The 18983-nt window shown below is 68.4% G+C and carries 19 protein-coding genes and 1 pseudogene; 17 read left to right on the top strand and 3 right to left on the bottom strand.

The window, feature by feature from the left end; translation table 11 throughout:
• The first annotated feature begins 43 nt into the window (after positions 1–43).
• The 9 genes from folE2 to LWW89_RS17245 all read left to right on the top strand — a co-directional run bounded on the left by folE2 (position 44) and on the right by LWW89_RS17245 (position 8575).
• Positions 44–853: a GTP cyclohydrolase FolE2 gene (folE2, locus tag LWW89_RS17285; protein ID WP_293266450.1), complete on the top strand. Its 810-nt coding sequence runs from the start codon at positions 44–46 to the stop codon at positions 851–853.
• An 82-nt stretch (positions 854–935) separates the two neighbouring features.
• A complete protein-coding gene (locus LWW89_RS17280; RefSeq protein ID WP_293266448.1) occupies positions 936–2381 on the top strand; it encodes an FAD-dependent oxidoreductase in 1446 nt (481 codons plus the stop codon).
• Positions 2382–2389: 8 nt separating this feature from the next.
• Positions 2390–3271: a DUF1365 domain-containing protein gene (locus tag LWW89_RS17275; protein WP_293266446.1), complete on the top strand. Its 882-nt coding sequence runs from the start codon at positions 2390–2392 to the stop codon at positions 3269–3271.
• On the top strand, positions 3268–4611 hold the full coding sequence (locus tag LWW89_RS17270; protein ID WP_293266444.1) for a cyclopropane-fatty-acyl-phospholipid synthase family protein: 1344 nt from the start codon (positions 3268–3270) through the stop codon (positions 4609–4611). Before LWW89_RS17275 ends, LWW89_RS17270 begins: the two co-directional genes overlap by 4 nt.
• Positions 4604–5191: a chalcone isomerase family protein gene (locus LWW89_RS17265; protein WP_293266442.1), complete on the top strand. Its 588-nt coding sequence runs from the start codon at positions 4604–4606 to the stop codon at positions 5189–5191. Before LWW89_RS17270 ends, LWW89_RS17265 begins: the two co-directional genes overlap by 8 nt.
• 21 nt (positions 5192–5212) lie before the next feature.
• The gene (locus LWW89_RS17260; RefSeq protein ID WP_293266440.1) at positions 5213–6559 is read left to right on the top strand and encodes an MFS transporter; all 1347 of its coding nucleotides are present in this window, start codon (positions 5213–5215) and stop codon (positions 6557–6559) included.
• Positions 6556–7131, top strand: a complete 576-nt coding sequence (locus LWW89_RS17255) for a DUF3833 domain-containing protein (protein WP_293266438.1) — start codon at positions 6556–6558, stop codon at positions 7129–7131. Before LWW89_RS17260 ends, LWW89_RS17255 begins: the two co-directional genes overlap by 4 nt.
• Before the next feature lie 45 nt (positions 7132–7176).
• A complete protein-coding gene (locus tag LWW89_RS17250; protein ID WP_293266436.1) occupies positions 7177–8031 on the top strand; it encodes an SDR family NAD(P)-dependent oxidoreductase in 855 nt (284 codons plus the stop codon).
• Positions 8032–8095: 64 nt separating this feature from the next.
• The gene (locus tag LWW89_RS17245) at positions 8096–8575 is read left to right on the top strand and encodes a nuclear transport factor 2 family protein (RefSeq protein WP_293266434.1); all 480 of its coding nucleotides are present in this window, start codon (positions 8096–8098) and stop codon (positions 8573–8575) included.
• Positions 8576–8596: 21 nt separating this feature from the next.
• Here LWW89_RS17245 and LWW89_RS17240 read toward each other — a convergent pair whose 3' ends face one another.
• A complete protein-coding gene (locus LWW89_RS17240) occupies positions 8597–9439 on the bottom strand; it encodes an alpha/beta hydrolase (RefSeq protein WP_293266432.1) in 843 nt (280 codons plus the stop codon).
• Positions 9440–9530: 91 nt separating this feature from the next.
• Between LWW89_RS17240 and LWW89_RS17235 the strand changes: the two genes are divergently transcribed.
• The 4 genes from LWW89_RS17235 (at position 9531) to LWW89_RS17220 (ending at position 14493) form a co-directional block, all read left to right on the top strand.
• The gene (locus LWW89_RS17235) at positions 9531–10511 is read left to right on the top strand and encodes an MBL fold metallo-hydrolase (RefSeq protein WP_293266430.1); all 981 of its coding nucleotides are present in this window, start codon (positions 9531–9533) and stop codon (positions 10509–10511) included.
• Positions 10508–11371, top strand: a complete 864-nt coding sequence (locus LWW89_RS17230) for a tRNA threonylcarbamoyladenosine dehydratase (RefSeq protein WP_293266428.1) — start codon at positions 10508–10510, stop codon at positions 11369–11371. The genes LWW89_RS17235 and LWW89_RS17230 overlap by 4 nt, the downstream gene beginning before the upstream one ends.
• 838 nt (positions 11372–12209) lie before the next feature.
• Complete coding sequence (locus LWW89_RS17225) at positions 12210–13289, top strand: nucleoid-associated protein (protein ID WP_293266426.1); 1080 nt, start codon at positions 12210–12212, stop codon at positions 13287–13289.
• A 67-nt stretch (positions 13290–13356) separates the two neighbouring features.
• On the top strand, positions 13357–14493 hold the full coding sequence (locus LWW89_RS17220; RefSeq protein ID WP_293266424.1) for a hypothetical protein: 1137 nt from the start codon (positions 13357–13359) through the stop codon (positions 14491–14493).
• A 389-nt stretch (positions 14494–14882) separates the two neighbouring features.
• Here the strand turns inward: LWW89_RS17220 and LWW89_RS17215 are convergent, their stop codons facing one another.
• Both LWW89_RS17215 and LWW89_RS17210 read right to left on the bottom strand, forming a co-directional pair.
• Positions 14883–16046: an HD domain-containing phosphohydrolase gene (locus LWW89_RS17215; RefSeq protein ID WP_293266423.1), complete on the bottom strand. Its 1164-nt coding sequence runs from the start codon at positions 16044–16046 to the stop codon at positions 14883–14885.
• A gap of 84 nt (positions 16047–16130) precedes the next feature.
• Positions 16131–16787 carry a DUF924 family protein gene (locus LWW89_RS17210; protein WP_293266422.1) on the bottom strand — a complete coding sequence of 219 codons (657 nt, stop codon included), beginning with the start codon at positions 16785–16787 and terminating at the stop codon, positions 16131–16133.
• Between the two features lie 232 nt (positions 16788–17019).
• Here LWW89_RS17210 and LWW89_RS17205 point away from each other — a divergent pair, with 232 nt between their 5' ends.
• From LWW89_RS17205 to LWW89_RS17190, 4 genes and pseudogenes are all read left to right on the top strand, one after another.
• On the top strand, positions 17020–17481 hold the full coding sequence (locus LWW89_RS17205) for a hemerythrin domain-containing protein (protein ID WP_293266420.1): 462 nt from the start codon (positions 17020–17022) through the stop codon (positions 17479–17481).
• Positions 17482–17590: 109 nt separating this feature from the next.
• Entirely contained in the window at positions 17591–18031 is a 441-nt protein-coding gene (locus LWW89_RS17200; RefSeq protein WP_293266418.1) for a glycine zipper domain-containing protein, read from the top strand.
• Between the two features lie 126 nt (positions 18032–18157).
• Positions 18158–18493 carry an FKBP-type peptidyl-prolyl cis-trans isomerase gene (locus tag LWW89_RS17195; protein WP_293266416.1) on the top strand — a complete coding sequence of 112 codons (336 nt, stop codon included), beginning with the start codon at positions 18158–18160 and terminating at the stop codon, positions 18491–18493.
• A 63-nt stretch (positions 18494–18556) separates the two neighbouring features.
• Positions 18557–18983: pseudogene (locus LWW89_RS17190) on the top strand (hypothetical protein); the annotation flags it as partial.

Raw genomic sequence — 18983 nt, 5'->3', positions numbered from 1 at the left:
CCCCATCCGCCACCGTCGCCCCGAACGCCCCAGGAGAGTCCCCATGAACGCCCCGGACAAAATCTTCCTCCCCGACATCCAATCCACTCCCGATACCCGCCAGCTGGCCATCCAGCAGGTGGGCGTGAAGGGCCTGCGCTACCCCCTGACCCTGCGCACCCCGGCCGGCGAGCGGGCCACGGTGGCCGAGTTCGCCATGACCGTGGCCCTGCCGCCGGAGGTCAAGGGCACCCACATGTCCCGCTTCGTTGAGATCCTGGAACGTCCCCGGCAGGCCCTGGCCCCCGCCGACTTCATCCCCCTGCTGGCGGATACCCTGGGCCACCTGCAGTCCGCCGGCGGCCGCATCGAGGCGCGCTTTCCCTACTTCATCGAAAAGCGCGCCCCGGTGTCCGGCGTGGCCAGCCTGCTCGACTACGACGTGGCGGTGGCGGCCGAGCAGCTCCCCGGCGGCCTGCCGCGGCTGACCCTGGAAATCACCGCCGCCGCCACCAGCCTGTGCCCCTGCTCGAAAAAGATTTCCGACTACGGCGCCCACAACCAGCGTTCCCACCTGACCCTGCGCGCCCAGTTGCGCCCGGGGCAGGAGGACCGGCTGTCGATCGAGGACCTGGTGCGCCTGGCCGAGGAAGAGGCGTCCTGCGAGGTATTCGGCCTGCTGAAGCGCCCCGACGAGAAGTGGGTCACCGAGCGGGCCTACGACAACCCCAAGTTCGTCGAGGACCTGGTGCGCGACATCGCCCTGCGCCTGATGGCCGAGCCCGCCGTGGCGGCCTGGACGGTGGCCTCGGAGAACTTCGAGTCGATCCACAACCACTCGGCCTACGCCGAACTGCACGGGGTCAATGCCTGAGCCTGCGGCTCGGCCGCCCCGCCCTGCCTACACGCGCCCCGATAACACCAACAACGCAACCTTTGCCCGGGATCACGGCACCATGCCCAGCTTCGTCACTTCCTCTCCCTCTGCCGCTCCCCGCCCGCTGCCGCCCGACGCCCGGGTGGCGGTGGTCGGCTCCGGCATTTCCGGCCTGGCCGCCGCCTGGCTGCTCGGCCAGCGCCACCACGTCACCCTGTTCGAAGCCGACACCCGCCTGGGGGGCCACACCAATACCGTGGATGTGGCGGTGGACGGGGTCAGCGCCCCGGTGGATACGGGCTTCCTCGTCTTCAACCACCACACCTATCCCAACCTCACCGCCCTGTTCGCCCACCTGGGGGTGGCCTCCACCGCCACCGACATGTCGTTCGCGGTGAGCTTCCGCGAGAGCGGGCTGGAATGGGCCGGCACCAACCTCAACACCGTCTTCGGCCAGCGCCGCAACCTGCTCAAGCCGGCCTTCTGGCGCATGCTGCGCGACATCCTGCGCTTCAACCGGGAGGCCCCGGCCTGGCTCGACGCCCAGCCCCATGACCCGCGCTCCCTGGGGGCCTACCTGGCGGACAACGGTTATTCCCGGGAATTTTCCGAGTGGTACCTGCTGCCCATGGCAGCGGCCATCTGGTCCTGCCCCACCGGCAAGATGCTCGACTACCCCCTCGCCACCTTCGTGCGCTTCTGCCGCAACCACGGCCTGCTCCAGGTGGCCAACCGGCCCCAGTGGCGCACCGTGCTCGGTGGCGGCCGGGAATACGTGGCCAAGCTGGCCTTGGGCATCGACACCATCCATCTGGCCACCCCGGTACGGGGCGTCGAACGCCAGGCCGACGGCCGGGTGCGGCTCCACGCCGGCAGCGGCGACACCACCCTGGGCGAGGTGTTCGACGCGGTGGTGCTGGCCTGCCATTCCGACCAGGCCCTGGCCATCCTCGGTGACGGCGCCCGGGCGGAGGAAAAACGCCTGCTCGGCGCCCTGCGCTACGAGCCCAACGTGGCCTGGCTGCACACCGACCCGGCCCTGCTGCCGCGCCGGCGCAGCCTGTGGTCGGCGTGGAACTACGTGGCCGACCGGCCCGGCCTGGACGCCCGGCCGGTGGGGGTCTCCTACCTGATCAACCAGCTCCAGCCGCTGCCTTTCGCAACCCCGGTGGTGGTCACCCTCAACCCGGATACGCTGCCCCGGGACGAGCACGTGCTGGCCCGCTTCGACTACGCCCACCCCCTCTTCGACGGCCCGGCCATCGCCGCCCAGGCCCAACTGGCGACGCTCCAGGGCCAGGACGGGGTGTGGTTCTGCGGCGCCTGGGGCGGCTACGGTTTCCACGAGGATGGCCTCAAATCGGCCCTGGCCGTGGCCAACGCCCTGGGCTGTCGCGCCCCCTGGCAGGGCCAGCCGCAGGCCGCGCCGGCCGGTGCGCCGTCCCAGGTGCCTGCCTGGAACCCCGCGCCAGTCCTCGATCTTCAAGGTGGCGGCCTGCAAAGCCGCACCCAGAGCCGAGTTTGAGGCAGGCCATGTCGAACTCCGCGCCCCTCCTTGCTTTCGGCCAGGTCATGCACCGGCGCCTGGCGCCCCGGGGACACCGTTTCGCCTACCCGGTGTTCTACGCCCTGCTGCCCATGCACCGGCTCGATGACTGGGCCGAGGGCTACGGCCGGGCCTTCGCGGTGAACCGGGCCGGACTGCTGTCGCTGCGCTTTGCCGACTATGGCCGGCGCGACGGCAGCGACCCGCGCAGCTGGGTGCGCGAACTGCTCGCCGCCCACGGCCTGGCCGCTGCCACCGACGGCGGCGACCTGTGGCTGCAGACCTTTCCGCGCATGGTTGGCTACGTCTTCAACCCGGTCAGCTTCTGGTACTGCTTCGACCCCGCCGGGGCCCTGCGCGCCGTGGTCTGCGAGGTGTCCAACACCTTCGGCGAGCGCCACAACTACCTGGCCGCCCGCCCCGACGGCGGGCCGATCGCCCCGGGCGAAACCCTGGCAGCGACCAAGGTGTTTCACGTCTCGCCCTTTTTCCCGGTGAGTGGCGGCTACCGCTTCCGCTTCCACTTCCCCGCCGTCGCAGGCGACGGGGCGGGGGAGGGCCGCTGGCTGAGCCGCATCGAGTATTTCGACACGGCTACGCCGGCCGACGGCGACGCCGCCGCTACGGTTGCGGTGGCCGATGCTGCCGATGCAGCGGACTCCGGGGCCGCGGCCGATCGGCTCCACGCCGCCCTGTCGGGCCAGGCCCGGCCCCTGAGCCGGGGCCTCGCCCTGAGCGCTTTCCTGCGTTATCCCGCCCAGACCCTGGGGGTGATGGCGCGCATCCACTGGCATGCCCTGCAACTTTGGCTGAAGGGCGTGCCGTTCTTCAAGAAGCCGCTCCCGCCCCCTACGGAGACGACGCGATGACTCGCCTGGAAACCACCCTCGATCGCCTCAACGCCGCGCCCCTGGCCGGGCGCATGGAGGAAGTGCTCGATACCGTTCTGGACAACGTGCGCGACCACGCCGGCAGTGCCAGCGACGCCCGGCGCAGCCCGGCCATCGGTGCCTCCCGCGCCACGGTGCGCCACCTGCCCCGGGACGCGGCCCTGCTCCTCGACATCCTGGCCGAGCTGCACGGCGGCGTGCTCACCGTGCGCCTGCCCGACGGCGCCAGCCTGTGGCTGGGAGACGACCAGGCCGGGCCGGCGGTGGATCTGCACATTCACGACTGGAGCGTGTTCGCCCGGGTGCTCGCCCGGGGCGACATCGGCTTTGCCGAGGCTTACCTGGACGGGCAGGTCGACAGCACCGACCTGGCGGCCCTGCTGACCCGCCTCAACGCCAACCGGGCGGTGCTGGAAAAGGCGGTGTACGGCCACTGGCGCGGCCTGCTCGCCGCCCGCCTGCGCCACCTGTTCAACGCCAACACCCGGGCCGGCAGCAAGCGCAACATCCTGGCCCACTACGACCTGGGCAACGACTTCTACCGGCTGTGGCTGGACGAGTCCATGACCTACTCGTCGGCCCTCTTTGCCGGCGACCCGTCCCGCTCCCTGGCCGACGCTCAGGATGCCAAGTATCGGCGCATCCTGACGCAGCTGGGCGCCCGGCCCGAGCAGATCGTGCTGGAGATCGGCTGCGGCTGGGGCGGCTTTGCCGAGCTGGCGGCCCGGGAGTCCGGGGTGCGGGTCGAGGGCGTCACCCTGTCCCCCGCCCAGCTCGCCTACGCCCAGGAGCGCCTGGCCCGGGCCGGCCTGGATGAGCGCGCCCACCTGATGCTGCGCGACTACCGGGACATCCGCGGCCAGTACGACCACATCGTCTCGATCGAGATGTTCGAGGCCGTGGGCGAGCGCTACTGGCCGTCCTACTTCCGCACCGTCAAGCGCGCCCTGGCGCCGGAGGGCCGGGCTCTGGTGCAGAGCATCGTCATCCGCGACGACCTGTTCGCCCGCTACCGGCGCGGCACCGACTTCATCCAGCAGTACGTCTTCCCCGGCGGCATGCTGCCCTCGCCGGGGGAATTCGGCCGCCGTGCCGCCCGGGCCGGGCTGGCGGTGACGGACCAGTTCTCCTTCGGCCCCGACTACGCCCGCACCCTGGCCCTGTGGCGCGAACGCTTCGAGGCCGCCTGGCCGCGCATCGCCCCCCTCGGCTTCGACGAGCGCTTCCGCCGCCTGTGGCGTTTCTACCTGGCCTACTGCGAAGCCGGCTTCGCCACCGGCTCGGTGGACGTGGTCCAGTTCGAGCTGCGCCATGGTTGAGCGCCGCCGCATCCTCGCCGCCCTGGCCGGCCTCGGCGCGGCGGCCCTGCTGGCCCCCTGGGCGGCGCCGGCCCAGGCTGGCAGCGCCGCAGAGGCCGGGGCCATGGCCCCGGCGCTGCCCGACGCCCTGCGCGACCTGGGCACTGGCTGGCGCCCCTGGGGCAGCGGCGAGATGCGCTGGTTCGGCCTGCGCCTGTACAACGCGGTGCTCTGGGTGGCCGGCGACAGCCTGGGCGACGACACCGCCTACGCCTTGCAGCTCACCTACCAGCGCGACATCGCCAAGAGTCGCCTGGTGGGCGCCACCCTGGACGAGCTGAAGCGCCTCGGCGAGCAGGACGAGGCCCGTCTGGCGCGCTGGCAGACGGTCTTGGAACAGGTCTTCCCCGACGTGCGCCAGGGCGACCAGATCACCGGCGCCCACCTGCCCGGCAGCGGCGCCCGCTTCTACCTGAACGGCCGGCTCACCGGCGCCGTGGCCGACGAGCGCTTCGCCCGAGCCTTCTTCGCCATCTGGCTGTCGCCCCAGACCCGGGAACCGGCCCTGCGCCAGGCGCTGCTCAAGCGCGCCGGCGGCTAGGCGCCACTCCCGCGACCGGCCATGGGCGCTCCTCCTTCTCTCACCCTGCGGGCGCCGCCGCGCCCCTGGGCCTATGGCCTGCTCGGCCTGCCCCTGGCCATGGCCATGCTGCCGGTGTACGTGCATGTGCCCGCCCTCTATGCCGGGCGCGGCGTCGATCTGGCCCTGCTTGGCGCGGTATTGCTGGTCGCCCGCCTGGCCGATGCCCTGACCGATCCCTGGTTCGGCTGGCTGTCCGACGGCCTGCCGCGCCGCCGCCTGATGCTGATCGCCCTGCCGTTCCTCGGCATCGGCCTGATGGCCCTGCTCAACCCGGGCTGGGCGGCGGGCCGCGGCGTGGCCCCGGTGGGCTGGCTGGTGCTGTGGCTGGCCACCGCCTACGCCGGCCTGAGCCTGGCCAGCATCGCCTACCAGGCCTGGGGCGCCGAACTGGGCCGGGACCGGGGCGAGCGCACCCGGCTGACCGCCTGGCGCGAAGGCTTCGGCCTGCTCGGCGTGATTCTCGCCGCCGCCCTGCCCAGCCTGCTGGGGGCGCCGGCGGGGGAGGGCGGCGCCGTCCAGGGCATGGCCGGCAGCCGCGCCCTGGCCTCCCTCGGCCTGGCCTTTCCCCTGCTGCTGGCCCTGTGCGCCGCGCCCACCCTGCTCTGGTCCGGCGCCGACCGGGTGCGCCCCCGGGCCGAGGCCCGCTTCCGCGATTCCCTGGGCGATGCCTGGCGCGACCGGGCCTTTCGCCGCCTGCTCGCCCTGTTCATGCTCAACGGCGTGGCCAACGCCCTGCCGGCCACCCTGGTGATGTTCTTCATCGCCGACGTGATCCACGCCCCGGCCGCCGCCGGCCTGTTCCTCGCCACCTACTTCGCCGCCGGGGTGCTGGCCCTGCCCCTGTGGGTGCGCCTGGCCCGCCGCCGGGGCCCGATGCGGGCCTGGTGCCTGGGCATGGCCCTGGCGGTCGTAGTGTTCGCCTGGGCCTTCTGGCTCGGTGCCGGCGACGTGCTGCCCTACGGTCTGGTCTGCCTGGCCTCCGGCGCCGCCCTGGGGGCCGACCTGGCGATTCCCGCCGGTCTGCTCGCCGACCTGGCCGAAAGCGGCGCCCGGCGCGGCCATCGCCCGGGCCAGGACGCCCGGGCCGGCAGCTACTTCGGCCTGTGGAATCTGGCCACCAAGCTCAACCTGGCCCTGGCCGCCGGTCTGGCCCTGCCGCTCCTGGCAGTCCTCGGCTACCGCCCCGGCGGCGGCGCCCAGGGGGCCGGCGTGCTGTCGGCGGTGTATTGCCTGCTGCCGGTGCTGTTCAAGCTGGCCGCCCTGGCCTTGGCGCTCCTCTGGCGCGCCCGTCTGGAAACGTCCCTTCCCCTGGAGAGAACCCCATGAAACCCGCAGCGGCCGCCCTGGCGGCAATCCTCGGCATCGGCGCCACCCTGGGTCTGACCGGCTGCGCCGGCACCGGCGTGGAAAAGTACAAGGACACCACTCCGGAACTCGACCTGAAGACCTACTTCAATGGCCCCCTGGAGGCCTGGGGCATGTTCCAGGACCGGGGCGGCGCGGTGGTCAAGCGCTTCCATGTGCGCATCCAGGCCGACTGGCAGGGCGACACCGGCACCCTGGACGAGCGCTTCACCTGGTCCGACGGCACCACCAGCCGGCGGGTGTGGACCATCGTCCAGCAGACGCCGGGGCCGGACGGGCGCAAGCGCTACCTCGGTACCGCCGACGACGTGGTCGGCCAGGCCCAGGGCGAGGCCATGGGCAACGCCCTGCGCTGGCGCTACGTGCTGGCGCTGCCGGTGGATGGCAAGACCTACCACGTGGACTTCGACGACTGGATGTACCTCCAGGACGACCGGGTGATGCTCAATCGCTCGGCCATGAGCAAGTGGGGCTTCCGCCTCGGCGAGGTGATCCTTTCCTTCGACCGGCCGGCCTCGCCGGCGCAACGTTGAGGGCGCGCGCGATGAGTCGCCCCGACCGTTTTGGGCCGCGCCGCCATGGCCTGTAACCCCAAGCTGCGCGACTGGGCCCGCCGGCGCGTCTGGCTGCTCGGCGCCTCGTCCGGCATCGGCGCCGCCCTGGCCGCCCACCTGGCCGGGGCCGGCGCCCGGGTGGCGATTTCCGGCCGCCGCCGCGAGGCCCTGGAGGCGGTGGCCGCCCCCTTGCGCGGCCGGGGCCTGACGGTGATTCCGGTTCCGGCCGATGCCAGCGACGCGGCCGGGCTGGCCGCCGCCCGGGACCAGGTGGCCGCCGCCCTGGGGGGCATCGACATCGGCATCTACCTGGCCGGAGACTACGTGCCGCTGCGGGCCTGGGATTTCGCCGGCGGCGCCGCCGACCCGGTGCTGGCCCAGGTCGAGCGCCTCAACCGGGTCAACTTCCTCGGCGCGGCGGCCTTCGCCGCCTGCCTGGTGCCCGGGTTGCTGGATGCGGCACGGGCGGAGGGGGATGCCGCCCGGACGTCCCCGCCGCCGCCCTGCGGGCTGGTGCTGGTGGGCAGCGTCGCCGGCTACCGGGGGCTGCCCAAGGCTCTGGGCTACGGGGCGGCCAAGGCGGCCCTGATCCACTTCGCCGAGGGCTTGCACCTGGACCTGGTGCGCCCGGAAAACCCGGGGCTGGGGGTGTGGCTGGTCAGCCCGGGCTTCGTCGCCACCCGGCTCACCGCCGGCAACGACTTTGCCATGCCGGCCCTGATCGGCGAGGACGAGGCGGCCCGGGCCATCGTCGCCGGCCTGGCCTCCGGGGCCTTCGACATCCACTTTCCCAAGCGCTTCACCGGCTGGCTCAAGTTCGCCCGGCTGCTGCCCTACCGGCTGTATTTTCCCTTCATCCGCCGGCTCACCGGGGAATGAGGGGCGCCGCCCCCATCTCAGGTTCTGCCGTGCCCGGCTGCCTTTTCCATCGCCAGGATTTGCCATGACCGTTTCCGCCACTGCCGCCAACGCCGCAAACGTCGCATCCACGGTGCCCGACGGGCCCGCCTTCGACCGCCTGGTGGCGTTCTACGAGCATCTCACCGCGGCGGATGTGGGGCGCTTCGCCGAGTTCTACAGCCTGGACGCCTACTTCAAGGACCCGTTCAACGATGTGCGCGGCATCGGCGCCATCCAGCGCATCTTCCAGCACATGTTCAGCCAGGTGCAGGGGCCGCGCTTCGTCGTCACCCAGCGCTTCACCGGGGCGGACGGCGCCATGCTGATCTGGCAGCTGCGCTACCGCACCCGCTGGCTGAAGCCGGCGGACCAGGTGATGCACGGTAGCACCCACCTGCGCTTTGCCTCGGACGGCAAGGTCTGCTACCACCGGGACTACTGGGATACCGGCGAGGAGCTGTACGCTCGGGTGCCCCTGGTGGGCTGCATCGTGCGCGGCGTGGCCCGGGCCCTGGCGGCCTGAGGCCGCGCTGGCCTCGATGCCTCAGGCCGCGCCGGTGAAGGCCAGCAGGTCGGCGACGAAGCGGTCGCGCTGCCACTGGTGGGGCGAGTGGTCGGTGCCCTCGTAGATGTGCAGCACCGCGTTGGCGATGCGCGAGGCCACCAGGCGGGCCGTCTCAGTGCGGTAGAAGTTGCTCTCGCCGCCGTAGATGAGCAGGGCGGGCAGGGTGATGGTGGCGAGCACGTCCCGGTAGTCGGCCTCGGTCAGGCTCTGCCAGCAGTCGATCAGGGGGCCGGCGGGCAGGGTTTGCAGCCACTGGCGCGATTTCTCCCAGCCCCGGGCGTTCTCCTCGTACTTCTCCCGGGCCCGGCTGTTCAGGCCGTAGGCCCCCAGACGCAGCACCGATTCGGCGAAGTCGTCGCGCAGCTGTTCGAGGAAGGCGGCGGAACGGGCCGCGTCGAAGTCGCCGTAGATGCCGTGCTCCCAGTCCGGGCCGGTCACCAGCCGGGGCGACTGGTCGATGAAGCCGACCCGGGCCAGGCGCGCTTCGCCGAAGTCGCGCAGGTACTGCCACAGGGTCAGGGCCCCCATGGAGTGGCCGATCACGGTGGCCCCGTGCAGATCGAAGTGCTCCAGCAGGTTGTGCAGGTCCCGGGCCATGCGCGTCACCGTCGGGGCGTTGCCCGAGGCGACCAGGTGGCCGGCGTGGCCCCGGGCGTCCCAGCGGTACGCCCGGTGGTGCTTGGTCAGGGCGGCGAGGAAGGGAAACCATTCCTGGTGGCTGGCGGTCCAGCCGTGCAGCAGCACCAGGGGCGGGCCGTCGCCGGCCACGTGCAGGTGGATGATCTCGCCGTCGTCGGCGCGGAACTGGGTGGGAGAAGACATGGGACGATGCGGGGCGGCGGGGCACAGTGGTGGGACGGGAGCGGCGATTCTAACCCGCCTATAATGCGGCCTCCCCCTGGAGGAGAAATCCATGCTTACCGACTACAAGAACGGCGTCTACGCCCTCGATTCCGGCTACCACCGGCCCCTCATGGCGGCCATCCACTTCATCGTCGATGCCGGCCGGGTGGCCATCGTCGATACCGCCAGCAACGATTCCCTGCCCCGGGTCGAGGCCGCCCTGGCCGAACTGGGTCTGGGGCCCGAGGCGGTGGATTGGGTGGTGCTCACCCACATCCACCTGGACCATGCCGGCGGCGCCGGCGCCTACCTGCAACGCTTTGCCAACGCCCGCCTGGTGGTGCACCCCAAGGGCGCCCGGCACATGGCCGATCCGACCAAGCTGATGGCCGGGGTCGAAGCGGTCTACGGCAAGGACGAAGCCCGCCGCCTCTACGGCGAGCTGGTGCCCATCGACCCGGCCCGCATCGACGAGGGCGGCGAGGGCCATGCGTTCATGCTGGGCGCGCGCCGCCTGGTTTGCCTGGACACCCCGGGCCACGCCCGCCACCACCTGAGCCTGTGGGACGAGACCGGCAAGGCGGTGTTCACCGGCGACACCTTCGGCTTCTCTTACCGGGAATTCGACGTGGATGGCCGGCCCTTCATCTTCCCCACCACCTCGCCGGTGGCTTTCGAGCCGGACGCCATGCACGAGTCGGTGTCGCGCATCGCCGCTCTGGGCGCCGAGGGCGCCTACCTGACCCACTACAGCCAGGTCACCGACCTGCCTGCCAGGGCCGCCACCCTGCATCGGCTGATCGACGCCCACGTGGCCAGCGCCCGGGCCCACGCCGACGCCGGCGATGCCCGGGAAGCCCGCATCCTGGCCGACTTGCAGGCCCTCACCCTGGACGAGCTGCGCGCCCACGGCTCCACCTTGTCCCCCGAGCGCAGCCTGGAGCTGATGGGCGTGGACCTGCGCCTCAACGCCCAGGGGCTGGTGGTGTGGCTCGACGGCGAGGCCAAGCGCGCCGCCCAGGCTGCTGCGACAACAACGGTGGCGGCGTGAGCGACCTGCCCGCCCAATTCACCGGGGACGCCCCCGATCTGGCGCGCCGCTTCGGCGGCGTCGCCCGGCTCTACGGCCAGGCCGCCCTGGACCGCTTCCTCGGCGCCCACGTGGCGGTGGTCGGGGTGGGCGGCGTCGGCTCCTGGGTGGTGGAGGCCCTGGCCCGCTCCGCCGTCGGCCGGCTGACCCTGATCGACCTGGACAACGTGGCCGAGTCCAACATCAACCGCCAGCTCCAGGCCACCGACGCCACCCTGGGCATGGCCAAGGTGGAGGCCCTGCGCCAGCGCATCGCCACCATCAACCCGGGCTGCGTCGTCACCTGCGTCGAGGAATTCGTCGATCCCGACAACGTCGCCGACCTGCTCGCCGGGCCCTTCGACGCGGTGGTGGACGCCATCGACCAGGTGCGCGCCAAGGTCGCCATCGCCGCCCACTGCGCCCGGCAGCGCCAGCCCCTGGTGGTGGTGGGCGGGGCCGGCGGCCAGCTCGACCCGACCCGGCTGCGGGTGGACGACCTGTCGCGCACCGTGCAGGACCCGCTGCTCTCGAAAGTGCGCGCCAAGCTGCGCAAGGAACACGGCTTCCCCCGGGACGCCAAGAAGAAGTTCGGCATCCCCGCCGTCTATTCCGACGAACCCCTGCGCTACCCGGAAGCCGCCTGCGCGGTAGCGGGTACGGCGGCCGGGGATGTGGGGGGGAGTGCGGGCAGGAACGCGGGCGGCACTGCCCCGGCCGGCGCGGGCCTGGTCACCGGGCCCCAAGGGCTCAACTGCGCCGGCTTCGGCTCGTCGGTATGCGTCACCGCCCCCTTCGGCTTCGCCGCCGCCGCCGCCACCCTGCGCCTGCTGGCGCCTTGAGGTGCAGCCCTTCCTGCTTGCAGCGGCGTTCCTTTTGGGATGCCGTTTTTTTGCGGAGTGCCGCCTTCCACCCCGTGAAAGTCTACGCCAGTAGCCGAGTTTCACGAGGTAGGGCTGGAGTGCCGCGCCAATCCTTGGTTCTAGCGATGCATGCCAGGAGCGCCTTTATTGGCGCGGTGTTCGGCGGGGTATGCCGTCCCCCGGTGTGCTCCCACCGCCTGCGCAGCGCCGCGGACGCCTCCTGGCGGGCGCAGCCATGCAACCTGCGCGCGCCCACCCTTTCCGCTCGTGCATTGCTGCAACCGGGAACATCGTTGGTCATGACTGCATGGAGAGCTGGTTATTGCCCTGCTACTTTTTCTTAGTTCGGCCAACAGCCGCCGAACACCGTCGCCATAGAGCCTCCATTCTGGAGGACGGTTCACTCTAAAAGCTGCCAAAGGGGCAATTCCGGCTCCTCGGCCTTTGCTGTCCTTGGCAGTCTAAGCTCAATATTTCGGCTATCCGTCCCTTACCGGACGTTGATAACAGAAGCTCGTTGCATGAGTGCACTCGGAAGCGAAGACTGCCTTATCGCCCAGGCATGACAAATGTTTTACTTGCCATTCCATTCGGCCAATAGCAACATGGCATACATATGAGTGCTGCAGGGCCGTGTCGAGGCTAGTATGGCTACGATCCTCCACTGCTGACAGCAGTTATTCATGCCCATAGCCGTATTTGATGGCTAGGCGACATTCCTACTGTAAGCAAATTACTTGAAAGTCTATCCTGAACGCTGTGCTCTCATTCGGCGAGGCGGTGTTCACGGATAGATCAACATTGAGGCAGGAATTTAATGGCACAGCAGCTTCTGAATGCAGTAATCCACAAACTGGAAAAGGAAACTGGCGCACCGGCCCACATTATCGAGGCACAGCAATGTCTAGATATAACCGACACACCACTCAAAGACTTGGTTAATCAGGTTCACGCGGTTTATGCGAACAGGGAGGCCAAGAGCTATGGAAAATTCGACCCTGAACTAAATTCTGTATCAGCCGAACCTCATTTGTCAGCCCTGAAAGATTCCCCGAATCCAGATTTTCTCGCTCTTTCAAAAATCATGATGCAAGTTCTGAAGGACAAAGCGGATGCCCAGAACTTTGCCACAGGGGGACATGTATTGATGGCGGAATCGGCGGGAAACGGCGCCCGTTGGTTTGTCGTTGCCATCTTGAATAGCAAATCCGGGACGGCAATCAGTGAAGACTTACGAGTTATGCAAGCCCCCCACTTAGACGTTGAAGGCATCCGTTTTGCCGGACGCGTGAATTTCACAGACTGGACAGCTGGTACGGAACGCTATATCAGCTTCCTGAAGGGCAAGAGCAACGATGTCTCGCAGTACTTCCAGAAATTCTTGGGCTGCTCAACTGTTCAGCAGGATTTGCAAGATACGCGCAATCTGGTGAAGGCGGTAAAGCAGTTTGCAACCGACCAAGGGCTGAGTGACGATGTTCGAGAGACGCTATTGAAAGAGGTCTATCGCGTTGCAGACGAGCGGGCGACACAAAAGATGCCGCTAGACCTCTCCGAACTCTCAAATCGCGTCTGGCCGGCTGACCCAGATGCTCTACGGACAGCCTTCGCAACGTCCAACCCGCCCATTGCGGATGGCTTCGTACCGCGAAAACGCGGGCTGGATGGTCTTACCAGATTTTCGGCAAAGGCTTCCAATTGGAAGCTGGAATTCGACCGGGAAGCAATACAAGACCATACTATCGAGTTTAACGATGCGGAAGGAACCATTACCATCCGCAATCTGCCTGCGGATGTATTGGCAAATCTGATGGCGGAGTTCTCAGTCAGCAACCAACCAGAAGCAGAAGAGGCAGCTGATCACATTCATCCCATCGAACAACTGGCAAACGCTTGATTAAGTACAACCCCTCATGGTGCAGCCAAGGATCAAACTCCCCGAACTGGTAGGCCTATACCGCCAAATGACTTCGCGCGAATGGCGGGATAACCGTCTATGTGGGGAGTTAATAGTTCGGGATGAGGCGACAGCATCACTACTGGAAAATCTGCTTGCAGAGGATAGTGCAAACGACTATCCGTGCATAGTCGAAGACGGTGACCCAGACAACGTTGCAGTTGGAGATTCCTTTACGCTCCAGTTCGGTGCCGTGCGTACTGCCGTCGGACTGGTCGTCCCCGATATTCAAGGATTGCTTCGGAGTACAGAGTTAGCAGCAGGCACAGCCGATATTTCTTGGTATGTGCATTCATTGGATGCGGCAAGTTGGGAGGAGGAGTCAGAATTGTGCCTCCGCCTCCAAACCGTCAAACGCTTGGTGAAAGCCCTTGAAGGGGCTGCTGCAATCTTTGATCACCGGAAGGCTACATTGGTCTTTCTTCAAAAAGGCCGATTCGACGTCCCGATAAACTATTCCGACTCTGACTTAATGCAGTTTGATCAAGCTGCCGTAGAGAAGCTTATTGCTGATCTAGAACTAAAAGATGGCCATGCCGCACAACGCCAGGAAATTGGCGCAACGGCAGTGTGTGAACTCTTGGCAGGCGTGTCGCCTTCGGAGCGATTTTCAACACTTCTACGAAAAGCCTCGGAACTTTATCAACGCTTCGTCGACGGCTACAAGTTGTTTGCCTCATCGTTCTCTTTCGAGAAAATACGTGACCAAGCCGAAGCGTTACGAATTGAGTATACGGGAAAAATCCACAAGACCCTTTCTGACATCCAGGGGCAGTTACTCGGCATCCCAATCTCAACGATTATCGTAGCAACCCAGTTCAAAAGCATTACAACTGACCCAGGCAACTTATGGGTCAATAGCGCCATTTTGGCAGGCGCCTTTATTTTTTGTGTTCTTCTACTATTTTCACTATGGAATCAGTATCAAACTCTTGAGGTTATTACCCAAGAGGTGAATCGCCATGAGGCGATCATGAAGAAGGACAGTTCCGACATTGCCGGCCGATTACAGAACGTGTTTGGTTCACTGCATAACCGCATTACGCTGCACATGGGCATTTTGATAGCAGTCGGAGCAATAGCAACTATTGGTTTGTTGATTGCAGCAGCAGTGTTCTGGATATTGTGCAGCCCGGCTTTTTAGCCGAGGTGTTGGCTAGATGTGGATTATGGCCATCCCTCTTTTATTTTTACTCGACCAGCTCCCCACTGAACGCCAACAGCCATATTGGGTCGGTTTGACTCAACCATGGCATGCAAGAATCGACGTTAAGAATGAACCTTCCGACCGACATCCGCTCATCAATCGACAACGGACATCGTAGGTCCAAAACTCCAACGGCAGCAATGGCCGAGAAGCACTCCATCAGTTAATACTCGGTACGACTGCTCCACTCAAAAAGCTGCCGCTGAAGCACCGAATTGATGAATATCTCTTTTGGGTTGAATCCAGTCATCGCTCTAAACCCTGAACAAAAGCGCCCGCCGAAATGCGGCGGGCGCTGCTGGGCGAGTACGGCATAACCAGTTCGCCTACTCCCCCGGCCGTTCCAGGCGGCGGCGCATCACCCGGTTGAAGGGGGCGATGAATTCCGGGGCGAACTGGTTTTCGCAGGCGTTGATTTCGGCCACGGCGCGCAGGGTGGAGCGGGCCAAGCCCCGGTCCTTGTGCTTGAGCATGACCGCCTCGAAGGCGTCCACGATGGCCAGGATCTTGGCGCCGGGGGCGATGGCGCCGTTCTTGAGGCCGTGGGGGTAGCCGCGCCCGTCGGGCATTTCGTGGTGCTGGGTGACGATTTCCGCCGCCGTCTGCCAACCGGGCATGCGCGCCAGCAGGCCGGCGCCGTCTTCCGGGTGGCGCATCAGGGCCTGCCGTTCGGTGTCGGTCAGGCTGCCCGGGCGCAGCCACAGGGCCTCGGGCAGCAGCATCATGCCCAGGTCGTGGAGGTACACCGCCGCTTCCAGCTGGGCCGGGGGCACGGGCTGGCCGGCGTCGGCGTTGATGTCCAGGGCCAGGCTGCACTGCCGGGCGGTGCGCCCGGCGTAGCGCGGCGAGCGGGCCTCGAAGCGCTCCGCCAGGGTGTGGAAGAAGGCCAGGTCGGTGCTCCGCGGGTCGTCCGCGGCGACGCTGACGGGGACGAAGGCGCTCGGGGCCGTCGTTGCCTCCTCGTTCCCGTCCAGCCGGGCGGGGCGAAAGCCGGTGACCTGTTCAACCACTTCCGGGGCCAGGGCCTCCAGCCAGTCGCCGGGGGCGGCGGCCAGGCGCTCCAGGCCGGCCAGCAGGGGCGGCAGGCGCAGGGTGGGCTGGTCGGCCAGGCGGTCGCCGCGCAGCAGGGTGTCCACCGCCAGTTCGAGCCGATCAAGAGCGAGCAGGACGATTTCGGCCAGGGCCGGGCTGAAGGGCAGGGCCCGGGCGCGCACCCGGGCGAGCAGGCTTTCCAGGGGATGGACGATGGCCACCCCGGCGGCGAAGCGGCAGAGGGCCGCGTCGCCCTTGAGGTTGTGCAGGGCGCGAAACAGCTCGGCCACCGCGTCGGCGTCGTCCGGGGCCTGGCCCAGGCGATGGACGGTGCGTTCCACCGCCGGCACCAGGTCGGTCAGGGCATCGGCGAAATCGTGGAAGGCGTCGTCGTCCGGCGGCGGGGCGAACAGCGCCGGTGACGGGGCGGAGGCTGTGGTTACGTCGGGAGCGGGCATGACGGCTCTGAAGGCGGGCGGGGCGATCAGTCTAGGCGATTGTCATTGCCGGGCCAAATGCCGGCCGGGCGGCGGGGGCTACCGCTAGAACCCGGCCGGGTGCTCGGCCAGGAAGGCCGCCTCCTCCGCCGTGGTGGCGCGCCCCAGGGCTGCGTTGCGGTGGGGGAAGCGGCCGAAGCGCAGGATCACCGCCCGGTGGCGCCGGGCATAGTCCAGATAGCTGGCCAGGGCAGGGGCCGCGTCGGCCAGGGCAGCGAACAGTTCCTCGCTGCGCGCCTGGTCGGCCGCATCCTCGCTGTGCTCGAAGGGCAGGTAGAGGAAGGCCCGGGCCACCGGCGCGAGCACCCGGTCTTCGCCGTCGGCCAGGGCGGCCTCGGCGATACGCCGAGCCGTCGCGTCGCAGGCGAAGGCCCGGGCCTGGCCGCGGAAGAAGTTGCGGGTGAACTGGTCGAGGGCGATCACCAGGGCGAGACGCCCCTGGGCTGTGGCCTGCCAGTGGGCCAGGTCGCCTCGGGCGGTGGCTTCCCACAGGGGCAGGAAGCGCCGGCGCAGGGCCTCGTCGAAGGCCGGGCCGCCCTGGAACCACTCGCGCCGGGGCAACTGGCGCCGGGGATCGTCCCGGGGGCCGAACCAGGCGTCGAGCACCTCGTCCGGGTGAAAAGGGGGGCGGCAGGGGCGGTCGGGAAACGAGAGCCCGGCTGGCGGGCCGGATGCAGTGTGGGGCGTGGGGGCGTCGGTCATTGTTGTTGTCGGCTGAGGCACTAAAAGAGTGCGTTGGCGGTCCTTCGGGCGTCCTTAACTTGGATCAAGTTGGCGCCGGGTGGTTCGGGGGGAAAATTAGGGCCTGTTAATACACCAACATCTACAACCGATCACCCGATCCCGGCCCCTATCTGCTCCGGTAGGGGTTTTTTTGCGCCGGGCGCGTGGCGGCCGATCCGCCCCGGGGATCATTATGACCGAGGAACTTGCGATGGAAACCCAAGCCGTGGAGACCGCTGCGGCCGTGACGAGCGGTGGCGCCCAGGCACCCGCCGGCATGGCCTGGCAGGACCGTTACCTGCTCAATCTGGCGCCCATGGACGACATCCACCGGGAATTCGTCTCCCTGGTGAACGCCCTGCTGGTGGCCCCGCCCGAGGCCGACCTGGTGCCCCTGATGGATGCCTTGGTGGAGCACACCGAACGCCACTTCGCCATGGAGCAGCGCTGGATGGAGGAATCCCACTTTCCTCCCACCGGTTGCCATGAGGACGAGCACAGCCGGTCCCTGGCGGTGGTGGTGGCGGTGCGCGACAAGGTGGCCGCCGGCGACGCCGCCCTGGGCCGCACCCTGGCCCGGGAACTGGTGCCCTGGTTCGACAACCACGTGGCCAGCATGGACTGGGCCCTGGCCAGTTGGATCGCCCGCACCGGCTACGCCGCTACGGCATAACATCCTGCAACACTTTGTTGCTCCCCGGTCACTGGCGGGGAACAGGAGGCAACGGGCAGGCGGCTACACTCGATGGCATTCCAAGCAACCCCGTAACACGAGGACTGCCATGTCGCCCCACGCCGTTTCCCGCTTTCTCGCCATTTCCTGCGCCGCCCTCGGGCTGGCTGCGGGGACCGTTCATGCCGACACCACCCGTTCCGCCGTGGGCGGCGGGTTGGGGGGCGCCGCCGGCGCTGCCGTCGGCCAGGCCGTGGGCGGTTCCGCCGGCGCCGTGATCGGCGGCGCGGTGGGCGGGGCGGCCGGCGGTGCCGTGGCCACGCCGGGACGCAACCAGGCCGGTGCCGCCATCGGCGGTGCGGTCGGGGGCGCGGGAGGTGCGGCCGTGGGCAATGCGGTCGGCGGGCGCACTGGCGCCATCGTCGGTGCCGGTGCGGGTGGCGCGGCCGGTGCCGCGGTGGGCCGGAACGTGTCCGCCGACAGCCACGGTCACCGGGGCGCCAAAGGCCACCGACACCGCCATCGCCACCACGGCCATCGCCACGACTGAGCCTTTGCATCGTCCCGGCCGGCCCCGCCCCCGTGGCGGGGCTTTGCCTTTTGTGCCGGGACTGCGTTTCCCGGGGCGGGAAAGAGTAAACTGCCTGCCCTTTTTACCTTTTTCGCGGAGGCTGCCATGTCCGACTCTACTGGCCTGATCATCGACGAATTGACCTTCGGCACCGGCGCCACGGCCAAGGCCGGCAACATGGTGGTGGTGCACTACACCGGCTGGCTCACCGACGGCACCAAGTTCGATTCGAGCAAGGATCGGGACGAGCCGTTCCAGTTTCCCCTCGGGCAGCGCTACGTCATCGCCGGCTGGGACGAGGGCGTCCAGGGCATGAAGGTGGGCGGCGTGCGCAAGCTGACCATTCCGCCCGAAATGGGCTACGGCGCCCGCGGCGCTGGCGGCGTGATTCCGCCCAATGCCACCCTGGTGTTCGAGGTGGAACTGCTGGCGGTGGCCTGAGTCCCACCTGGCACCCTAGCCCCCTGACCCTTCTCCTCCCCTTTGCCCTTTGAAAGCAGAACCATGAACGATACGAAACGGCCGGGCTCCTGGAAGCGCGGCGGCACCGGCCGCTCCGGCAGCGGCGCCCGCGGCGGCGCCTCCCTGGGCGGCTGGCCGGTGAAGGGGCTGGAGCGTCCCGGCGGCGGCAGCGGCCCCCGTGGCCCCCGCGACGAGCGCCCGGCCCGGGGCGGCGAAGGCGAACGCTCCGACCGTCCGCGCGGCTTTGGCGACCGCCCGCCGCGTCCGGAAGGGGATCGCCCGCGCAACTTCGGCGACCGTCCGAACCGCCCTTACGGCGAGCGGGACGATCGTAGCGACCGTGGTGACCGTGGTGACCGTGGTGACCGTGGTGACCGCCCGCCGCGTCCGGAAGGGGATCGTCCGCGCAGCTTCGGCGACCGTCCGCCGCGCGGCGACTTCGGTGACCGTCCGCGCCGGGATTTTGCCG

Source organism: Oryzomicrobium sp. (assembly GCF_021287045.1).
Classification (GTDB): domain Bacteria; phylum Pseudomonadota; class Gammaproteobacteria; order Burkholderiales; family Rhodocyclaceae; genus Oryzomicrobium.
Note: the sequence above shows the minus strand (reverse complement) of the source record. Positions and strands in the feature narration are given on the sequence as shown.